This is a genomic window from Aquitalea aquatica, from assembly GCF_013911085.1.
Taxonomy (GTDB): domain Bacteria; phylum Pseudomonadota; class Gammaproteobacteria; order Burkholderiales; family Chromobacteriaceae; genus Aquitalea; species Aquitalea aquatica.
Genome location: NZ_JACERN010000039.1, coordinates 354786 through 371488, shown reverse-complemented (window position 1 = coordinate 371488; position 16703 = coordinate 354786). Strand labels below are relative to the sequence as shown.

Below are 16703 nucleotides of genomic sequence, written 5' to 3'. Positions count from 1 at the left end.
CACGCATTTTTGGTTGACAGCCGAAAAAACGCTGCGTATAGTTCGCGTCTCGGTGCAAGCGCATCGAGAAACGTGGCGAATTAGCTCAGTCGGTTAGAGCGACGGAATCATAATCCGCAGGTCCGGGGTTCGAGTCCCTGATTCGCCACCACAGTTTGCGAAGTTTGACTTGTCAGGCTTCACGGCGAATTAGCTCAGTCGGTTAGAGCGACGGAATCATAATCCGCAGGTCCGGGGTTCGAGTCCCTGATTCGCCACCAGCATTACCAAAAAGGCCAGCTCCCACGAGTTGGCCTTTTTGCTTTTCCTCCACCCAACTCCGCGCAGCAATTCGTTGCGCCCGCGCCGCAGCCTGCATGGCCAATCGCATCGACACCCGGCAAAATATCTTGCATGTTTGATCAAATTTCTGCATAACTACTGCCTTGCTTGCCCAGCACAATAAAGAAACAGGCCAGCACAACGCAGGGCAACGCGGCAAAAAATAGCTGGCAGTAGTGATAAAACGATAAAAAACGGTAAAAGCCGGCAGTAGTTCGTCTGCTACGACTCCCCTCACCCGATCAGTTTCAGATCAAATCATGCCTGCAGCCTTGCGCTACAGGCAGCGGGAACGGCTGCCTGTCGGCAGCCGCTGGCGAAGAAGCGCACAACAGGGAGTGCACCATGCAGATCAAGTCCAGGCTTACCATGCTGGCCATCGTTACCACGACGGGGCTGTGCATGCTGGGAAGCGTCATGGCTTATACCCAGTTCAGTCTGGGGCAATTCATCCAGCGCCTGCTGGAGGGCGACCTGCCCAGCGTAGAGACCCTGCAGCGCTTTCAGACCGATACGCTGAAAATGACTGTCGATTCGCTGCTGCTAGGCGCCAGCGACAATGCCAATGAATTGCAACGCTTGCCCAAGGCCATTGCTGATGAAGAGCAGGATGCCCGTGCCGCACTGAAAAGCTATCACGCACTGGCCCTCAGCAGCGAAGACCAGCGCCTGCTGGCACAGGACCAGGCCCGGCTGGACGACTACGCCCGGGTGCTCAAGCCCTATTTTGAAGCCACCGAAAACGGCGATATCGTGGCAGCCAAATCGGCGCTGCGTCAGCTGGTGCCCACGGCGCGCGCCGTGCTGGCTGCCGGCGAAAGCCATCTGCATTACAACTACCAGCTGACACAACAGGAAGCCGGCCAAGCCACCGGGCTGCTGCAGTTCGTGCAGCTGCTCAGCCTTGCCACCGTGCTGCTCTGCCTGCTGGTGGTAGGCAGCATGAGCTGGTCGCTGGCACGTTCACTGTCCCGGGCGATCAACGGTTTGCAGAATGCCATTAGCGGCATTGCCGATTCGCTTGACTTCACCCGCCGCGCCCCACAGGACAGCGATGACGAGCTGGGTGCCACCGCCAGTGCTTTCAACAGCCTGATTGGCAGATTGCAGGGCAGCCTGAGCGCATTGACCGGCAATATCCGTCAGTTGACCGTGGCCTCTGCCGATGTCGCACGCGCATCAGACGAAGTGGCCGGTACGGCTGCCCGGCAGAGCGATATCTCGGCCAGCGTGGCTGCCACCGTGCAGCAGCTGACCGTCAGCATCAATCATGTCGGCATGCAGGCGGCCGCCACCAACGAGCAGGCGGTGAACGCCGGCGAGCTGGCAGGCAGTGGCGGACAGGTGGTCAGCAGTACCGTCAGCGACATTCGCGACATTGCCGGCACGGTGGGCACCGCCTCGCATAGCGTGCGCCAGCTGGGCGAACAGGCGCGCTCCATCGTTTCGGCGGTTTCGGTCATCAAGGAGGTGGCTGACCAGACCAATCTCCTGGCACTGAACGCCGCCATCGAAGCAGCACGGGCCGGCGAGCAGGGACGCGGCTTTGCCGTGGTGGCAGACGAGGTACGCAAGCTGGCCGAACGCACCAGCAGCATGACCAGCGAGATCAACAGCGTGATCAGCGCCATTGCCGGCAGCAACGAGCAAACCGGCAAGGCCATGGCCGCTACCGTGGCCAGAGTGGAAAGCGGCATGCAGCGGGCCGATATGGCGCAAGAAGCCATTGTCCGCATCGGTGACACCACCCGCGACCTGGTGGGGCTGGTGGGTAACATCACCCTATCCATCCGTGAACAGGCCAGTGCCAGCACCGATATCGCGGTACAGGTAGACCAGATCGCCCAGATGGCACAAAGCACCAACAGCGATGCCTCGGCAGCCGCCACGGCAGCGCAGGCGCTGGATGCATCGGCCCGGCGCATGCAGGAAATTGTGGCGGCGTATCGGCTATAACAGCCTGGGTACCATCTGCAAAGGAAGGAACAGCCAAGGTGCAAGGGCGTGAATAAACGCAATGAATAGCCTGTTTCTGCGCATTTTTAACGGATTTCAATGCAGGATCACCCGCGTAGCGCAGATAGAAAACAAACTCCAAGCCGGATTTGCGGCTTTCGCCAACCCCCGCCATGCATTAGATTGAAATGAGGGACTGGCATCAAGGCCAGTCATTTGTTTGCCTGCGAAAGCCCGCCATGTCCAATGTCACCGCCAGCCGCAGCGTCCATGACGACTGCAGCATCCATGTCGACCTGCGCGAAGTGATTCACGCACTGTCTGATGCCCTTGATCTGGTGGGCATCGATGACGTGGCCCACGGCAAGCGGGTCGGCATCATGGCTTATCACTGCGCACTGACGCTGGGCCTGAGCCGGGCACAGGCCAGCTTTCTGTTCGATCTGGGCCTGCTGCACGATGTCGGCGTCTCCTCCACCCGCACCCATCACCACCTGGTCAGCGAGTTCGACTGGGCCGGCTCCCAACAGCATTGCCTGACCGGTGCAGCGCTATTGGCCGGCTTTACCCCGCTGGCAGCCATGGCCGAGCCGGTACGCTATCACCACACCCCGTGGGAAAAACTGGTGGCCATGCCTGGCCTCTGTCGCGAAATAGCCGAGCAGGCCAACCTGATCTATCTGGTAGACCGGGTAGACGCCATGGCCGCGGCCTTCTACAGCGGTGGCGAGCTGCTGAGCCACACGCCGGCTATTCGAGAGCAGATCGCCCAGCGCAGCGGCCAGCACTTTGCCCCACAGCTGGTCGAGGCTTTTCTGCAAGCATCGCAGGCCGAAGCCTTTTGGTTGCAGCTGGAGCCACGCGGTATTGCCGGCATGCTGCAGGATATGCGCGAGCTCAGCCTGCCCTGCACTGCCAGCACGGCACAGCTCAAGCAATTGGCCACGCTGTTTTCCTGCATTGTCGATGCCAAAAGCCCGTTTACCGCGCGCCACTCGCAAGGCGTGGCCGGGCTGTCGCGCTGGCTGGCCGAGCGACTAGGGCTGACGCCTGGCCGTTGCGACCAGCTGGAAATCGCCGCCCTGCTGCATGATCTGGGCAAGCTGCGCGTGCCGGATGAAATTCTGGAAAAGCCCGCCGGGCTCACCAGCCGCGAACGCAGCCTGATCAATGCCCATAGCTTTGAAACCTACCAGATCCTGCGACATATCCGCGGCTTTGAAGAAATCGCCTGCTGGGCTGCCTATCACCACGAAGAGCCGGATGGCGGCGGCTATCCCTTCCATCTGAGTGCAGCCAGCATGTGCATCGAAGCACGCATCCTGCGCGTGGCCGACATTTTCCAGGCACTGGCCCAGGACAGGCCCTATCGTGCCGGACTCAGTGCCGACGCGGTGCTGGCCACCCTGCAGCAACTGGCGGCGCAACAGCGCATTGATCCGGCCATTCTGGCGGTGGCAGCACGCGACATGCATGGGGCCATGTCGGCTGCGCTGCCGACAGGGAAACCCACCTGAGAGGCTGTTCACGACCGGCAATACGCGGGTGATCCTGCGTTGAAAGCCACTCAAAACGTTCATGGATACCATCTCCATTGCGCTTTTTCACGTCCTTTCGCTTGGCCTTGCCCCTTACTCCCTAGATCGTGAACAGCTTCTTAATCACGGCGGCACGATTGCCAGCACCGGGGCGCAGGCGGATAATCGCCGACCCCGACCCTGCGTCGATCCCACTGGAGTACCGCAATGAGTGAACAGGAACTGCGTTTGTCCAAACGCATGGTCGAACTGGGGCTGTGCTCGCGCCGTGAAGCCGATGCTTTCATCGAACAGGGACGGGTCAGGGTGGATGGCCAACTGGTGCAGCAACTGGGCAGCCGCGTACGGCCAGAACAGCGCATCGAACTGGACAAGCCACGCATGACGCTGGGTGAGCTCAGCATCAGCCTGCTGCTGCATCGTGCCACGGCCGAGTCCCTGCCGCTATCAACCCTGATTACCCCAGACACCCGCGCCGCACGGGATGGCAGCGAGGTGGTCTTCAATCCGCGTCATCTGAAGCCGCTACAACAAGCCGGTGCGCTGGAACCGGGCTGTCATGGCCTGGTGGCACTGACACTGGACAAGAAACTGGCACGCAAGCTGGCCGATGCCGAGCAGGAATACCTGATTCAGCTGGAGGCGGCACCCGCTGCAGAAGAACTCAAACAGCGCCTGCAGCAATTGAAACTGCCAGGCAAAGCCCCGCGCGGCCTGAAAGTGAGCCGCCAGAGCGACCGCCAACTGCGACTGGTGCTGACGGCAGTACAGCCCGGCCAACTGGCTGCCATCTGTCAGGGGCTGGGTTTGCAACCGCTGGCCCTGCGCTGCATCCGCATCGGCAAGCTGGGCATGGGTGACCTGCCTGCCGCACAGTGGCGCTATCTGCTGCCGATGGAGTCCTTCTAGACCAGCCTGCTGGCTGCGCCGGTGACCACTAGCCCGGCGCCAGCGCGGCCAATGCCTGCAAGGCCGCAGCAGCAAAGCCCTCGCCCGAGGGCATGGCGTCCGGCCACTGCAGCCGCTGATGTCCTGGCGTGTCGGCCACCCGGTAGTCGGCCCCCAGGGTGTCCAGTCCCAGCAGCTGAATGCCATCGGCCACCACCGCCTGGCGCAACAGTGCAGCTTCTTCTTCCAAGGTCAGTTGCGGCGGGCCATCCAGCTCCGGCGCTTCCAGCCAGCCCATACGCCCGACGCCGCCGATATAGCGCAGCCGCAAGGGCTGCAGGCGGAAGAACATGAAATCAAGCTGCAGCAGGTCCTCTGCTGCCGTCTGATAGCGACAAAAGCGTTGCAGCAGCGCGGGTTCAGGCTCGATACGCTGCGCATCGGCCAGCAGGGTCAACCGGGCACCAGCCTGCACATCGCTCACACCGTCCTCCACAACAGACAAGCTGCAGCGGCCATCACCCAGCAGGTTGCGGGTGTGCTCGGCCAGGGCACTGATCAGCAGCAAGGGCCGGTGCGCCTGATCCAGCACATAGGGCAATACCGTGGCATAGGGATAGCCGGGCAGCTGTGTGGAATGGCTGGCCAGCGTAGCGTAATGGCTGCCATGCATCAGCTGCAAGGCGACAGTAGATGGAATTTTCACAGCAAGATTCTCCCTTCGACAGCAGGATGGTGAGCCGGCCTGTTATGCCACAGCCGCCAGGCTGGCGTCAGTGCTATCCGGCAGCGGCTTGCGCTGGCGCAAGCAAGATCAGCTCGCCCCCTGCGCCTGCGGTAGCCGGGCGACAAAGTGATAGAGCTCGGCAGCCGGCATCGGCCGGGCAAACCGGTAGCCCTGCATCTGGGTGCAGCCCATGGCCAGCAGGCAGTGATGCTGACCATCGGTTTCCACCCCCTCGGCCACCACATCCATGCCCATGTCACGTGCCATCGACAAGGTGGCGCGCACCACGGCCTCGTCATCGCCACTACCCGGCAAGGTACTGACAAAAGCCTGGTCTATCTTCAAGCGGCTGATGGGAAAACGTTTGAGCCGGGACAGCGAGGAATAGCCGGTGCCGAAATCATCCAGCGCAAAGCGGCAGCCCAGTTGCATCAGCGCATTGAACACCTCCAGATGGCGCGCATCCTCGCTCATCAGCGCTCCTTCGGTCAGCTCCAGCTCCAGCATGCCGGGAGCGATCTGGTAGCGTTGTACCAGCCCGCGCACATAAGGCGTGAGATCACTGCGCTCCAGCTGCACCGGCGACAGATTGACCGATACCGGCAGCAGCAGTCCGGCGGCGGCCCAACGCGCCTGTTCGGCACAAGCCTCGGCCAGCACCCAGCGCCCCAGCTCGACAATCAGCCCGCTGCGCTCGGCCAGGCTGATGAACTCGCCGGGCAACATCAGCCCGCGCAGGGGATGACGCCAGCGCACCAGCGCCTCGCAACCGATGCAGCGGCCAGTATCGGCATCCAGCTGCGGCTGGTAGTACAGCACCAGTTGTGTCGGGTCGTCCTGTAGCGCCCGGCGCAGGTCGCGCTCCAGCGTCAGCCGTTCCATGGCCTGGGTATTCATGTCCGGGGTGTAGTAGCGCAAGGTGTCACGCCCTGCTTCCTTGGCTGCATACATGGCCATGTCGGCATGGCGCAGCAGGGTGTCCGGGTCTTGCCCGTCTTGCGGAAACAGTGCCACCCCGATACTCACCGTGCAGCGCAGTTCGTGCTGCTCCACCACCACCGCCGGGTCAAACAATGCCAGTAACTGTTCGCCCAGCGCATCCAGCTGCGCCTGCTGCTGGTAAGGCAGCAGGATGACAAATTCGTCGCCACCCAGCCGGGCCAGCATGGCATCGGGCGGCAGTGGCTGTTGCAGGCGACGCGAAATGCTAACCAATAGCTGATCACCCACCGGATGGCCCAGGCTGTCGTTGACCGTCTTGAATTCATCCATGTCCAGAAACAGCACCGCCAGCTGAGTTTTGTCCTTTTCGGCCATGGCATGGCGGGCCATGGTCAGCCAGCAGGCCCGGTTGGGCAGGCTGGTCAGGCTGTCGTGCAAGGCCAGATAAGTCACATTGGCCTCGGCCTTGCGCGTGGCATCCAGCTGGGTTTGCAATTGCTGGTTGGTATCGGCCAGCTCGGCGGTACGCTGCTGCACCTCACCTTCGATGCGCCGGGTATAGCCGGTGACAATCAGCAGAAAACCACCAAACAGGCCGGTCATGGCCAGCCCCACCACAAAGGTGATCCACTCCAGCCAGCTGCGCAGTCCGGCCAGATAATCCTCGCTGGCACGCAGGCGCAATGCCCAATTGCGTCCGGCAAAGGAAAACTGGCTGAGCAAATGCGGCCGCTGGCCGAACCAGCCATCCTTGCCACAATTGGCCGGGCCGGACAGGCGGTGGAAACCGGGCGCGCCATCCCGATCAATCAAGCAGACTTCGATATCGCGACGCACACCATGCTGCAGGGTACTGGACACGATGTCATCCATGCGGAACAGGCTGGACACCACCCCGCGCAGCACCTGATGCTGGCTGTCATCCAGCGGGGCATATACCGCCTGATACAGCGCCACGCCCTTCTGCTGTTGCGCTTCCTGCACCAGGCGAATGGCGGGGCTGGCCACCGGCAGGCCACTCTGCAGGCTATGCCGGATAGTGCTGGCCAGCTCGGGCGAGGACAGGATGTCCAGCCCCAAGGCACGCTTGTTGCTGGCGAATGGTTCGATATAGCGGACGGGCAAATAGGAAGGACGCTGCGGCGATGGCGCGACATGGCCAGCGGCATCGCGCGCCAGAATGGTCGCACCGGCCAGCGCACTGTCTTCGAAGGCGGCACGCTCGGCATCGCTGACCAGCGGGCACCAGCCCAGGCTTTGCGTACCCGGCAGCCGCGCCAGCCAGGACGCCGTCAGTTCGCGCCACTGGTCAGCAGAACCACCTGAGGAATACGTCTGCAGTTGTTGCAGGGCCAGCATGCCATCCAACTGCATGTCCAGCCGCTTTTTCAACGCCAGTTCAATCTGGCCGGCATCGCGGTTGAACTGGCTTTGTACCCGTAGCGCTTCCCAGTGATGAATGAGGGCACTGAACCCGACCATGGTCAGCGCAGTCAGCAACATCGGCCACAGCAATGCAGGACTGCGGGCGCGCCATTCACTACGCGGGCGGCCAAACCACGCCAGCATCAGTGGCAGCATGATGAGGCAGCCAAAGGTATCGCCCAGCCACCAGTTCCAGGCATTGAACAGCAGATCGCTAGCCGGCAGCACCCCCAGCGCCGCCAGCGCTGGCACGCTGATGCCGCTACTGAGCAGACAGGATAGGGGAATGATGAACAACATCAGCCGGATCACGCTGTCTGCACGATCCAGCGGATTAGGCCAGCCGATCCAGCGCCGGATCAGCCAGCATGAGCCGAGCGCCTGCACGGTCGCCGCCAGCGGCACCACCAGCAGGGCAAGATAGGCCCAGCCTTGCACACCGGCTTGCCAGCTGGCCACCAACTGCACCAGCAGCGAACCCAGCAGCACGCCCGGCCACAGCGCGCGCCCCCACAGCAGCAAGGACATCATGGCGATGCCGGCAGCCGGAAACACCGGTGCGGTATAGCCTGGCGGAATCGCACTATACAGAGAAGGAACGCCGATCAGGGCATAGACCACAGCCAACCGCAACATGGCGGGAAATCGAGCAGACACGGAACGTCCTTGCAGATAAATGACAGCCGCCCGACATTAGCATGCTGTGGGCAGAGCGTCACTCACCACTCTGAAAAATAGATGTCAATGGCATACATCCGCCGCAGACCATGAAATGGTCGGGCCGACATGACTTAACGGCTGGTGATTCTGGCAGAGATTGCCACATCGGCCTTGGCCGGTGGCTGGCCCTGCAACAGGGAAAAGATCTGTTGCAGGCATTGATCCGCCATCAACTGTCCATCCTGCACGATGGCATCCACCGGAATCGGCAGGCAATCCAGCAGCGGATGATCGTCAAAAGTCATCAGACAGGATGGCGCTTCACGCAAATGATGGGTCTGGCTCATGAAGGACAGCACCCCTTCCAGCAAGGTGATGGAGGCGGTAAACAAGGCCTGCGGATAGCGCCCTTCACGCGCATGCCACTGCTGCATCATGGCAAAACCGGAAGCGCGCTGGAAATCGCGCTCCTGCACCCAGTGCGCCTGCTCGGCCAGCCCGTGTGACTGCAAGGCCTGGCGGTAGCCGGCCAGACGGTCGCGACTGGGCGACAGCGTGGGCTGGCCACCAAAATACACCACCTCGCGCACGCCCTCCTCCAGTTTGCTGCCGATCAGCCGCGCCACGGTATCGGTGGCATCGGTCACCACGGAAGGTATGCCACTGCCGTCAATGCGCCGGTCGACAAACACCAGCGGCAGCCGGCTAGTCCACGGTTGATAGCGGGTAGCATCGCTGCTGCAGGGCACCACCGCCATGCCATCCACCTGCCGCGCCACCAGATGTGCCATGCCTTCGGCCTCGCGTGCCGGGTCCTCGTCGCTGGTCACCAGTACCAGTTGATAATCCCTGGCGCGGCACAGGTTTTCCATGGCCTGGGCCAGCGCGGCATGGGCCGAGTTGGTCAGATCGGGAATCACCAGCCCGATGCTGTTGCTGCGCTTGCTGCGCAGCGAGCGTGCCGACTGCGACGGGTTGAAGTGATGCTCGCGTGCCACTTTTTCCACCCGCAGCACCGTGGCCGGTGCAATACGGTAGCGTTCGGCATGGCCGTTCAGCACCATACTGGCCGTGGTGCGCGAAACGCCGGCGAGACTGGCAATATCATCGATGGTGAGACGCTTGTAGGCAGTCACGGCGGGCTTTCCTGTCAGGAATTGATCACAGATGGCAACAACCCCCGGCAACCATGACAGCAGCGGGGGTTATGCGCGATGTAGCAATTGTATTACAAGCCGGCCGGAGTGAGGCAGCCCCTCCGGCAGATGGCTTCTTACTGCTTGATCAGATTCAGCGGCACCGGGATGAACTTGTCCACGCTCTGGCCGGCAGCCAGCTTCTTGGCAGTCTGGATACCATACTGACCGATCAGCTCGGGCTGCTGCTGCACGGTGGCGGCCAGCGTGCCGGCTTTCACTGCGGCCACGGCATCGGCGGTGGCATCAAAGCCCACTACCACCACGTTTTTCAGGCCCGCAGCCTGAATGGCCTTGAGCGCACCCAGAGCCATTTCGTCGTTATGCGCAAACACACCCTGGATGTCCTTATTACCCTGGATGATGTTTTCCATCACCGACAAGCCCTTGGCACGGTCGAAATCAGCCGGCTGCTTGGCCAGCAGTTTCACATCGGCCTTGCCATCCACCACTTTGTGGAAGCCTTCGCCGCGCTCACGTGCAGCAGACGAGCCGGCGATGCCTTCCAGCTCGACGATACGGCCCTTGCCGCCCAGTTTCTCCAGCAGGAACTCGCCAGCCATCTTGCCGCCAGCCACGTTGTCCGAGGCAATATGGGCGCTGACTTCGGCACCGTTCACGCTACGGTCCAGCGACACCACCTTGATGCCCTTGCCGGTGGCTTCTTTCACCACATTGGCTACGGCGGCGGAGTCGGTCGGGTTGATCAGGATAACGCTGACCTTCTTCTGGATCAGGTCTTCCACGCTGGCCTGCTGCTTGGCCGGGTCGTCCTGTGCATCCACGGTAATCAGCTTGATACCGTCCTTCTGCGCTTCGTCTTCGGCACCCTTGCGCAGCGAAACAAAGAAGGGGTTGTTAAGAGTGGATACCGCCAGGCCGACGGTTACCTGACCATCGGCAGCAGCGGCAGGTGCACTGGCTGCAGCCGGAGCAGCGCTGTCCGGGCCTTGCTTGGAACAGGCAGCAATGCCGAATACCAGCAGACTGGCCAGCAGCGGGTGAAGAATGCGATTCATGGTGAGTCTCCCTGATTAATGATTTAGCTTGCGTTGACTGGCCCTGGCGCAGGGCCATTGTTGATACGAAAACCAGTACTTACTTCTTGCCGCTGCGGTCGATCAGCACCGCCAGCAAAATGACTACACCCTTGATCACCTGCTGATAGAAGGACGACACCCCCAGCAGGTTAAGGCCGTTATTGAGCACGCCGATCAGCAGCGCGCCCATCAGCGTGCCGAAGATCCAGCCGCGCCCGCCGGTGAGGCTGGTGCCGCCCAGTACCACGGCGGCGATGGCATCCAGCTCGTAACCGCTGCCGGCCGTCGGCTGTGCCGAATTCAGCCGCGAGGTCAGCACCACGCCGGCCATGGCCGACATGGCACCGGACAGGGTGTAGACCCACAGCTTGATTTGATCCACCTTCACGCCGGACAGGCGGGCGGCTTCTTCGTTGCCGCCGGTGGCGTACACATGGCGGCCGAACACGGTTTTCTTCAGCAGGAAGGCAAACAGGCCAAACATGATCAGCATCCACACCACCGGAATCGGCACCAGCCCGGCTACATAGCCACCCCCCAGCATGGAGAACAGATCGCTGTTGAAACCGGTAATCGGGCTGCCGCCAGACACCACCAGTGCCAGGCCACGCAGAATGGTCATCGAGGCCAGGGTGGCGATGAACGGTGCCACCTTGCCCTTGCTGATCACCAGCCCGTTAAAGAGGCCCATCAGCCCGCCTCCCAGTACCCCCAGCAGGGTAGCCAGCAGCGGGTTGACCCCCGCCTGGATCAGGGTAGCGATGGCCACCGAGGACAGCGCGAGAATGGAACCGACCGACAGATCAATGCCGCCCAGCAGGATCACCAGCGTCATGCCAAAGGCAATCAGCGCATTGATGGACACCTGGCGCATCACGTTCAGCAGATTGGCCACGGTGAGGAAATCCGGGCTGAGCACAGCCAGTCCCACCGACACCAGCACCAGGGCGATAAAGGGGCCCAGACGCTGCAGGGTGGCTTTTTGTTTTGGAGTCATTGTGTATTCCTTGCTCTGAAATCAGGCGGCATGCGCGGTGCCGGTGGCGGCCGCCATGATGCTTTCCTGGGTGGCGCTGGCCGCCTCGAACAGACCGGTCTGGCGACCTTCATGAATCACCAGGATGCGGTTGCTCATGGCCATCACTTCCGGCAGCTCCGACGACACCATCACGATGGCAACGCCAGCAGCAGCCAGCTGGTTGATGATGTGATAAATCTCGGCCTTGCCGCCCACATCCACCCCGCGCGTGGGTTCGTCCAGCAACAGCACCTTGGGTGGCTGCGCCAGCCATTTGGCAAACACCACTTTTTGCTGATTGCCACCGGACAGCGATTTCACTTCCAGCTCGGCGTCGCGGGTGCGGATACGCAACTGCTCGATCAGCCCCGCCACCGCCTGCTGCTCGGCCGCGTCCGACACCACACCCAGCCGCGCGTATTGCGGCAGATGCACCAGGGTGGCGTTTTCGCGTACCGACATGCCCAGCACCAGGCCCTGGCTCTTGCGGTCTTCCGTTACAAACGCCAGTCCGGCGGCAATCGCCGCACCGGGGCTATCCAGCGCCACTTGCTGTCCGTCCAGCAGCACCGTCCCTGCGCTGCGACGGTTCAGGCCGAACAGGGTCTTGAGGATTTCACTGCGCCCGGCACCCATCAGGCCGGCTACGCCCAGCACTTCGCCGGCGCGCACCTCGAAACTGATATCGCGTACATGCTGCGCATCGGCCAGCCCCGTTACCTGCAGGCGTACGGCACCCGGTGCGGCGGTGCGGCGCGGGAATCGATCACCAATCTCGCGCCCCACCATCATGCGCACCACTTCATCAAAGTCAGTGCGGGCAATCACCCGCTCACCAACAAAGCGGCCATCACGCAACACGCTGATCTTGTCGCAGATGCGGAATATCTCTTCCATGCGGTGCGACACATACACAATGGCCACACCGCGTGCCTTCAGCGCCTGCATCAGGCCGAACAGGGTATCGATCTCGCGTTCGGTCAGCGCAGCAGTAGGCTCATCCATGATCAGCAGGCGGGCATCCATGGCCAGCGCCTTGGCAATTTCCACCATCTGCTGCTGGCCGATGGACAGGCTGCCGGCTTCCGCCTCGGGATCGATCGCACTGGCACCCAATGCGGCCAGCTGGGCTGCGGCTTCACGCCGCATGCGGGCGCTGTCGATCACGCCAAAGCGCGACGGCTCGCGGCCTAGAAACAGGTTTTCCATCACCGACAGTTGCGGAATCAGGTTCAGTTCCTGGTGGATGATGGCAATGCCGCAGGCTTCCGCCTGACGGGTGGAGCGAATCTCCACCGGCTGGCCATCAATGCGGATGGAACCACCGTCGCTACGGTATACCCCGCTGAGAATCTTCATCAGCGTGGATTTGCCGGCGCCGTTTTCGCCCATCAGGGCGTGGATTTCGCCGCCGGCAATGGCAAAGTCGACCTCTTCCAGCACGCGGACCGGGCCAAAAGCCTTGCTGATGCCCTGCATGACGACATTCATGGTCTGGTCCTCAGAAAATCACGCCGGAATGCAGAATCACATTGGCGTAGGGAGTGCACTCGCCGGTGCGGATCACCACCCGCGCAGCCTGACAGCGTTGCTTGAATTCTTCATGACTCACCCACTCCAGCGCCACGCCCTGCCGCGACAAGGCCGCAGCCGTTTCCACCACCACCGGGTTATGTGCGCGACACTCGTCGGCAAACACCGCGCGCTCACACTGGAAATCGGCGAGGACGGTTTCCAGTACACGGGCAAAACCCGGCTCGCCCAGCGCCAGTGCCAGGTCGATGCATTCCACCCCAGGCGGAATTGGCAGGCCGCAGTCGGCAATCACCAGGCTATCGGTATGGCCCATGCCCGCCAGCACGCGGGCGATGTCGCGGTTCAGATGTCCCAGTTTTTTCATGCGTGTTGTTCCAGAAAATATTGCAGTTCGGTCAGCGTGGGCATGCCGCTCTGCGCGCCCTGCTTGGTCACCGACAGCGCCGCGGCGGCATTGGCACAACGCACCGCCTCGGCCAGACCCAGCGGCCAGAATGCCGCCAGCGCACCATTAAAGGTATCGCCGGCACCGGTACTGTCCACCGCCAGCACCGGGAAACCGGCAATCTGCTGCAGGCTGCCCTGCGCGTCGGCATAACTGGCACCCTGGCTGCCCTGGGTCATCACGATGCCTGCCGGGCGGCTGCTCAGCAATTGCTGCCAGGGCTGCTGGCTGGCCAGGGCGATGGCCAGTTCGTATTCATTGGGAGTCAGCAGGGAAACCTGCTGCTGCAAGCTTTCCGGCAAGGACTGGGCCGGGGCCGGATTCAGGATGAAGGGCTTGCCATGGCGCGCCGCCAGCATGGCGGCATGCTCTACCGTGGCCAGTGGCACCTCCAATTGGGCCAATACCACATCGGCGTCGATGAAGGCCTGCTCGGCCGCATCCAGCTGGGCGGGCTGCAGCGCGTGGTTGGCACCGGGTACCACCATGATGGCATTGTCACCACCGGCCAGCGTAATGCTGGCCATGCCGGTGGCTTGATCCACGCGGCTGATCCAGCGGGTATCGATGCCCTCGGCCTTAAGGCCGGCCAGCAACTGGTCGCCAAATGCATCCTTGCCCAGGCAGGCGATCAGGCTGACTGCCGCGCCCAGCCGGGCAGCGGCCACCGCCTGATTGGCACCCTTGCCTCCGGGATAAGTGGCAAAGCGGTGGCCGAACAGGGTTTCACCCTGGCGTGGAAAGCTGTCCGCCTCCACCACCAGGTCCATGTTGATGCTACCGATCAGCAAAACTCGGCTCATGTCTTGTCTTTCCAGGCGCAGCGCCACCAACAAGCGCAAGCGCGGCGGTGTCATGTGACACGGCTGACGCAGGCAGTGGCAGGCCGCTGTTCATTAAAGGCTAAAACGTAATCAGCAATTGGGTGAACTTATAGCAGAGCCGGCATGTCGGTGGAAGCACAACACGCAATAAATGTAAGTTTTCAACTACATGGCAGCGAAAAAAAACCACACCATGGTGCAAGACCATCCACCAGGTGCCGGCCTTAGCCCATGACATGCACCACGACGGTGCCAATCACGGTGAATATGTAGTTGCAGCGCACAAATCATCGCCCCCTTGCCCGATAAGGATTCCTACTTGCCCTTGCCGCACCGCAGCAGGAAAAAGCCGCGCTGGCGCTGCCGACAAGTCCCCTGCGCCAGCAGGCCGGCTGTGCTAAAATCGGCCAACACATTCATTTGATTATGAAAACACTCATCACCGCCCTCTTGCTCTGCCTGCTGTCACTGCCAGCCATAGCCGTGAACAGACTGCTGCCCGCCAATATCCTGGCCGGCACCATCTCCAGCGTGGACAACAACACCGTCACTTTCGTGAAGAGCGAAAGCTCCTTGCTGCGCGCGCTGCTGGCGACACTGATCCCCACCGGTCAGAGCTATGCCACCGCACCTGGCCTGCGCATCTACGACGGCGACAACCGCTTCCTGCTCACCGGCCAGTTGCCCACCCTGGTGGGGCAGACGGTCGGCATCACGCTGGATCTGCAAGGCAATATCAACCGTATCTGGGTGCTGAGCGATGCTGAAATCGAGCTGCTGCAGCAGCGTCAGCAGTAAGGCCCACCCAATGAACCAGCTGGAATCCGCGTAGCAATGAAGAAGGTATACATCAAGACCTTTGGCTGCCAGATGAACGAATACGACTCTGACAAAATGGTCGACGTTCTGGGCGATGCCGAAGGCATGATCAAGACAGACAATCCCGAAGAAGCCGACGTCATCCTGTTCAACACCTGCAGCGTGCGGGAAAAAGCCCAGGAAAAAGTATTCTCCGACCTCGGCCGCATCCGCCCGCTGAAAGAAGCCCGCCCCGACCTGATCATCGGCGTCGGCGGCTGCGTGGCCTCGCAGGAAGGCGATACCATCGTCAAACGCGCGCCGTATGTGGATGTGGTATTCGGCCCGCAAACCCTGCACCGCCTGCCGGAGATGATCCGCGCCCGCCAGCACAGCGGCGCGGCCCAGGTGGATATTTCCTTCCCCGAGATCGAGAAATTCGACCACATCCCGCCGGCCAAGGTCGACGGTGCTGCAGCCTTTGTCTCCATCATGGAAGGCTGCTCCAAGTACTGTTCCTTCTGTGTGGTGCCTTATACCCGTGGTGAGGAAGTATCGCGCCCGTTTGAAGATGTGCTGACCGAAATCGCCGGTCTCACCCAGCAGGGCGTGAAGGAAATCACCTTGCTGGGGCAGAACGTCAACGCCTATCGCGGCCTGATGGCGGATGGCGAGATTGCCGACTTCGCCTTGCTGCTGGAATACGTACACGAAATGCCGGGCGTGGAGCGACTGCGCTTTACCACCAGCCATCCGCGTGAATTCACCCAGCGCATCATCGACTGCTACGGCAAGCTGCCCAAGCTGGTATCGCACCTGCACCTGCCGGTACAAAGCGGTTCCGACCGCATCCTGACCGCCATGAAGCGCGGCTATACCGGGCTGGAATACAAGTCCATCATCCGCAAGCTGCGCGTGCTGCGCCCGGACCTGTGCCTGTCATCCGACTTCATTGTCGGCTTCCCGGGTGAAACCGAAGCGGATTTCGAGCAAACCCTGAAGCTGGTCAAAGACCTGGAATTCGACTTCAGCTATGTCTTCATCTACAGCGCCCGCCCTGGCACGCCGGCCGCCAATCTGGTCGACGACACCCCGCACACGGAAAAAGTGCGCCGGCTAGAAGCGCTGAACGAAGTCATTGAGGCTCGCGGTTATGCCATCAACCAGAGCATGGTCGGCAGCGTGCAGCGCGTGCTGGTGGAGAATATCTCCAAGAAAGACCCGAACATGCTGGCAGCCCGCACGGCCAACAACCGGGTGGTGAATTTTGTTGGCCAGCCGCGCCTGCTCAAGCAGATGGTAGACGTGGTGATTACCGATGCCCGTCCGCACTCGCTGATGGGTGAAATCCTCACCCACGAAACCGCGTAAACCCCCCGCGCAAAGGCC

Annotated in this window: 13 protein-coding genes and 2 tRNA genes; 7 read left to right on the top strand and 8 right to left on the bottom strand. The window is 61.7% G+C overall.

Annotated features, from left to right (window positions below; translation table 11 throughout):
• Positions 1 to 74: 74 nt before the first annotated feature.
• From H2Z84_RS16685 to H2Z84_RS16665, 5 genes are all read left to right on the top strand, one after another.
• Positions 75 to 151: transfer RNA gene (locus H2Z84_RS16685), tRNA-Met, on the top strand.
• 32 nt (positions 152 to 183) lie between these two features.
• Positions 184 to 260, top strand: a tRNA-Met gene (locus tag H2Z84_RS16680).
• A gap of 406 nt (positions 261 to 666) precedes the next feature.
• A complete protein-coding gene (locus H2Z84_RS16675) occupies positions 667 to 2277 on the top strand; it encodes a methyl-accepting chemotaxis protein (RefSeq protein WP_181836934.1) in 1611 nt (536 codons plus the stop codon).
• A gap of 239 nt (positions 2278 to 2516) precedes the next feature.
• A complete protein-coding gene (locus H2Z84_RS16670) occupies positions 2517 to 3794 on the top strand; it encodes an HD-GYP domain-containing protein (protein WP_181836933.1) in 1278 nt (425 codons plus the stop codon).
• A 228-nt stretch (positions 3795 to 4022) separates the two neighbouring features.
• Positions 4023 to 4724: a S4 domain-containing protein gene (locus H2Z84_RS16665; RefSeq protein WP_181836932.1), complete on the top strand. Its 702-nt coding sequence runs from the start codon at positions 4023 to 4025 to the stop codon at positions 4722 to 4724.
• A gap of 28 nt (positions 4725 to 4752) precedes the next feature.
• Here H2Z84_RS16665 and H2Z84_RS16660 read toward each other — a convergent pair whose 3' ends face one another.
• From H2Z84_RS16660 to rbsK, 8 genes are all read right to left on the bottom strand, one after another.
• Positions 4753 to 5409 carry a HugZ family pyridoxamine 5'-phosphate oxidase gene (locus H2Z84_RS16660; RefSeq protein WP_220272870.1) on the bottom strand — a complete coding sequence of 219 codons (657 nt, stop codon included), beginning with the start codon at positions 5407 to 5409 and terminating at the stop codon, positions 4753 to 4755.
• A gap of 108 nt (positions 5410 to 5517) precedes the next feature.
• Positions 5518 to 8454 (bottom strand): bifunctional diguanylate cyclase/phosphodiesterase, encoded by a 2937-nt coding sequence (locus tag H2Z84_RS16655; RefSeq protein WP_181836931.1) that lies wholly within the window; start codon positions 8452 to 8454, stop codon positions 5518 to 5520.
• Between the two features lie 134 nt (positions 8455 to 8588).
• Positions 8589 to 9593: a substrate-binding domain-containing protein gene (locus H2Z84_RS16650; protein ID WP_181836930.1), complete on the bottom strand. Its 1005-nt coding sequence runs from the start codon at positions 9591 to 9593 to the stop codon at positions 8589 to 8591.
• Positions 9594 to 9730: 137 nt separating this feature from the next.
• Positions 9731 to 10672 carry a ribose ABC transporter substrate-binding protein RbsB gene (gene rbsB / locus H2Z84_RS16645; RefSeq protein WP_181836929.1) on the bottom strand — a complete coding sequence of 314 codons (942 nt, stop codon included), beginning with the start codon at positions 10670 to 10672 and terminating at the stop codon, positions 9731 to 9733.
• 79 nt (positions 10673 to 10751) lie between these two features.
• Positions 10752 to 11690, bottom strand: a complete 939-nt coding sequence (locus H2Z84_RS16640; RefSeq protein WP_181836928.1) for an ABC transporter permease — start codon at positions 11688 to 11690, stop codon at positions 10752 to 10754.
• Between the two features lie 21 nt (positions 11691 to 11711).
• Positions 11712 to 13202, bottom strand: a complete 1491-nt coding sequence (locus H2Z84_RS16635; protein WP_181836927.1) for a sugar ABC transporter ATP-binding protein — start codon at positions 13200 to 13202, stop codon at positions 11712 to 11714.
• Between the two features lie 10 nt (positions 13203 to 13212).
• Positions 13213 to 13611, bottom strand: a complete 399-nt coding sequence (rbsD, locus tag H2Z84_RS16630) for a D-ribose pyranase (protein ID WP_181836926.1) — start codon at positions 13609 to 13611, stop codon at positions 13213 to 13215.
• Positions 13608 to 14495 (bottom strand): ribokinase, encoded by an 888-nt coding sequence (rbsK, locus tag H2Z84_RS16625; RefSeq protein WP_181836976.1) that lies wholly within the window; start codon positions 14493 to 14495, stop codon positions 13608 to 13610. The genes rbsD and rbsK overlap by 4 nt, the downstream gene beginning before the upstream one ends.
• 447 nt (positions 14496 to 14942) lie before the next feature.
• On the opposite strand from rbsK, the gene H2Z84_RS16620 reads away from it, so the two are divergent.
• Positions 14943 to 15314, top strand: coding sequence for a hypothetical protein (locus H2Z84_RS16620; RefSeq protein WP_181836925.1), 372 nt, complete (start codon positions 14943 to 14945; stop codon positions 15312 to 15314).
• A gap of 36 nt (positions 15315 to 15350) precedes the next feature.
• Positions 15351 to 16685, top strand: coding sequence for a tRNA (N6-isopentenyl adenosine(37)-C2)-methylthiotransferase MiaB (gene miaB, locus H2Z84_RS16615; RefSeq protein WP_181836924.1), 1335 nt, complete (start codon positions 15351 to 15353; stop codon positions 16683 to 16685).
• Positions 16686 to 16703: the final 18 nt, after the last annotated feature.

Bases quoted from the DNA above. Each gene is read 5' to 3' on its own strand.
- H2Z84_RS16675 (WP_181836934.1), top strand. From the start codon at position 667: ATGCAGATCAAGTCCAGGCTTACCATGCTGGCCATCGTTACCACGACG.
- H2Z84_RS16670 (WP_181836933.1), top strand. From the start codon at position 2,517: ATGTCCAATGTCACCGCCAGCCGCAGCGTCCATGACGACTGCAGCATC.
- H2Z84_RS16665 (WP_181836932.1), top strand. From the start codon at position 4,023: ATGAGTGAACAGGAACTGCGTTTGTCCAAACGCATGGTCGAACTGGGG.
- rbsB (WP_181836929.1), bottom strand. From the start codon at position 10,672: ATGAATCGCATTCTTCACCCGCTGCTGGCCAGTCTGCTGGTATTCGGC.
- H2Z84_RS16640 (WP_181836928.1), bottom strand. From the start codon at position 11,690: ATGACTCCAAAACAAAAAGCCACCCTGCAGCGTCTGGGCCCCTTTATC.
- H2Z84_RS16635 (WP_181836927.1), bottom strand. From the start codon at position 13,202: ATGAATGTCGTCATGCAGGGCATCAGCAAGGCTTTTGGCCCGGTCCGC.
- rbsD (WP_181836926.1), bottom strand. From the start codon at position 13,611: ATGAAAAAACTGGGACATCTGAACCGCGACATCGCCCGCGTGCTGGCG.
- rbsK (WP_181836976.1), bottom strand. From the start codon at position 14,495: ATGAGCCGAGTTTTGCTGATCGGTAGCATCAACATGGACCTGGTGGTG.
- H2Z84_RS16620 (WP_181836925.1), top strand. From the start codon at position 14,943: ATGAAAACACTCATCACCGCCCTCTTGCTCTGCCTGCTGTCACTGCCA.
- miaB (WP_181836924.1), top strand. From the start codon at position 15,351: ATGAAGAAGGTATACATCAAGACCTTTGGCTGCCAGATGAACGAATAC.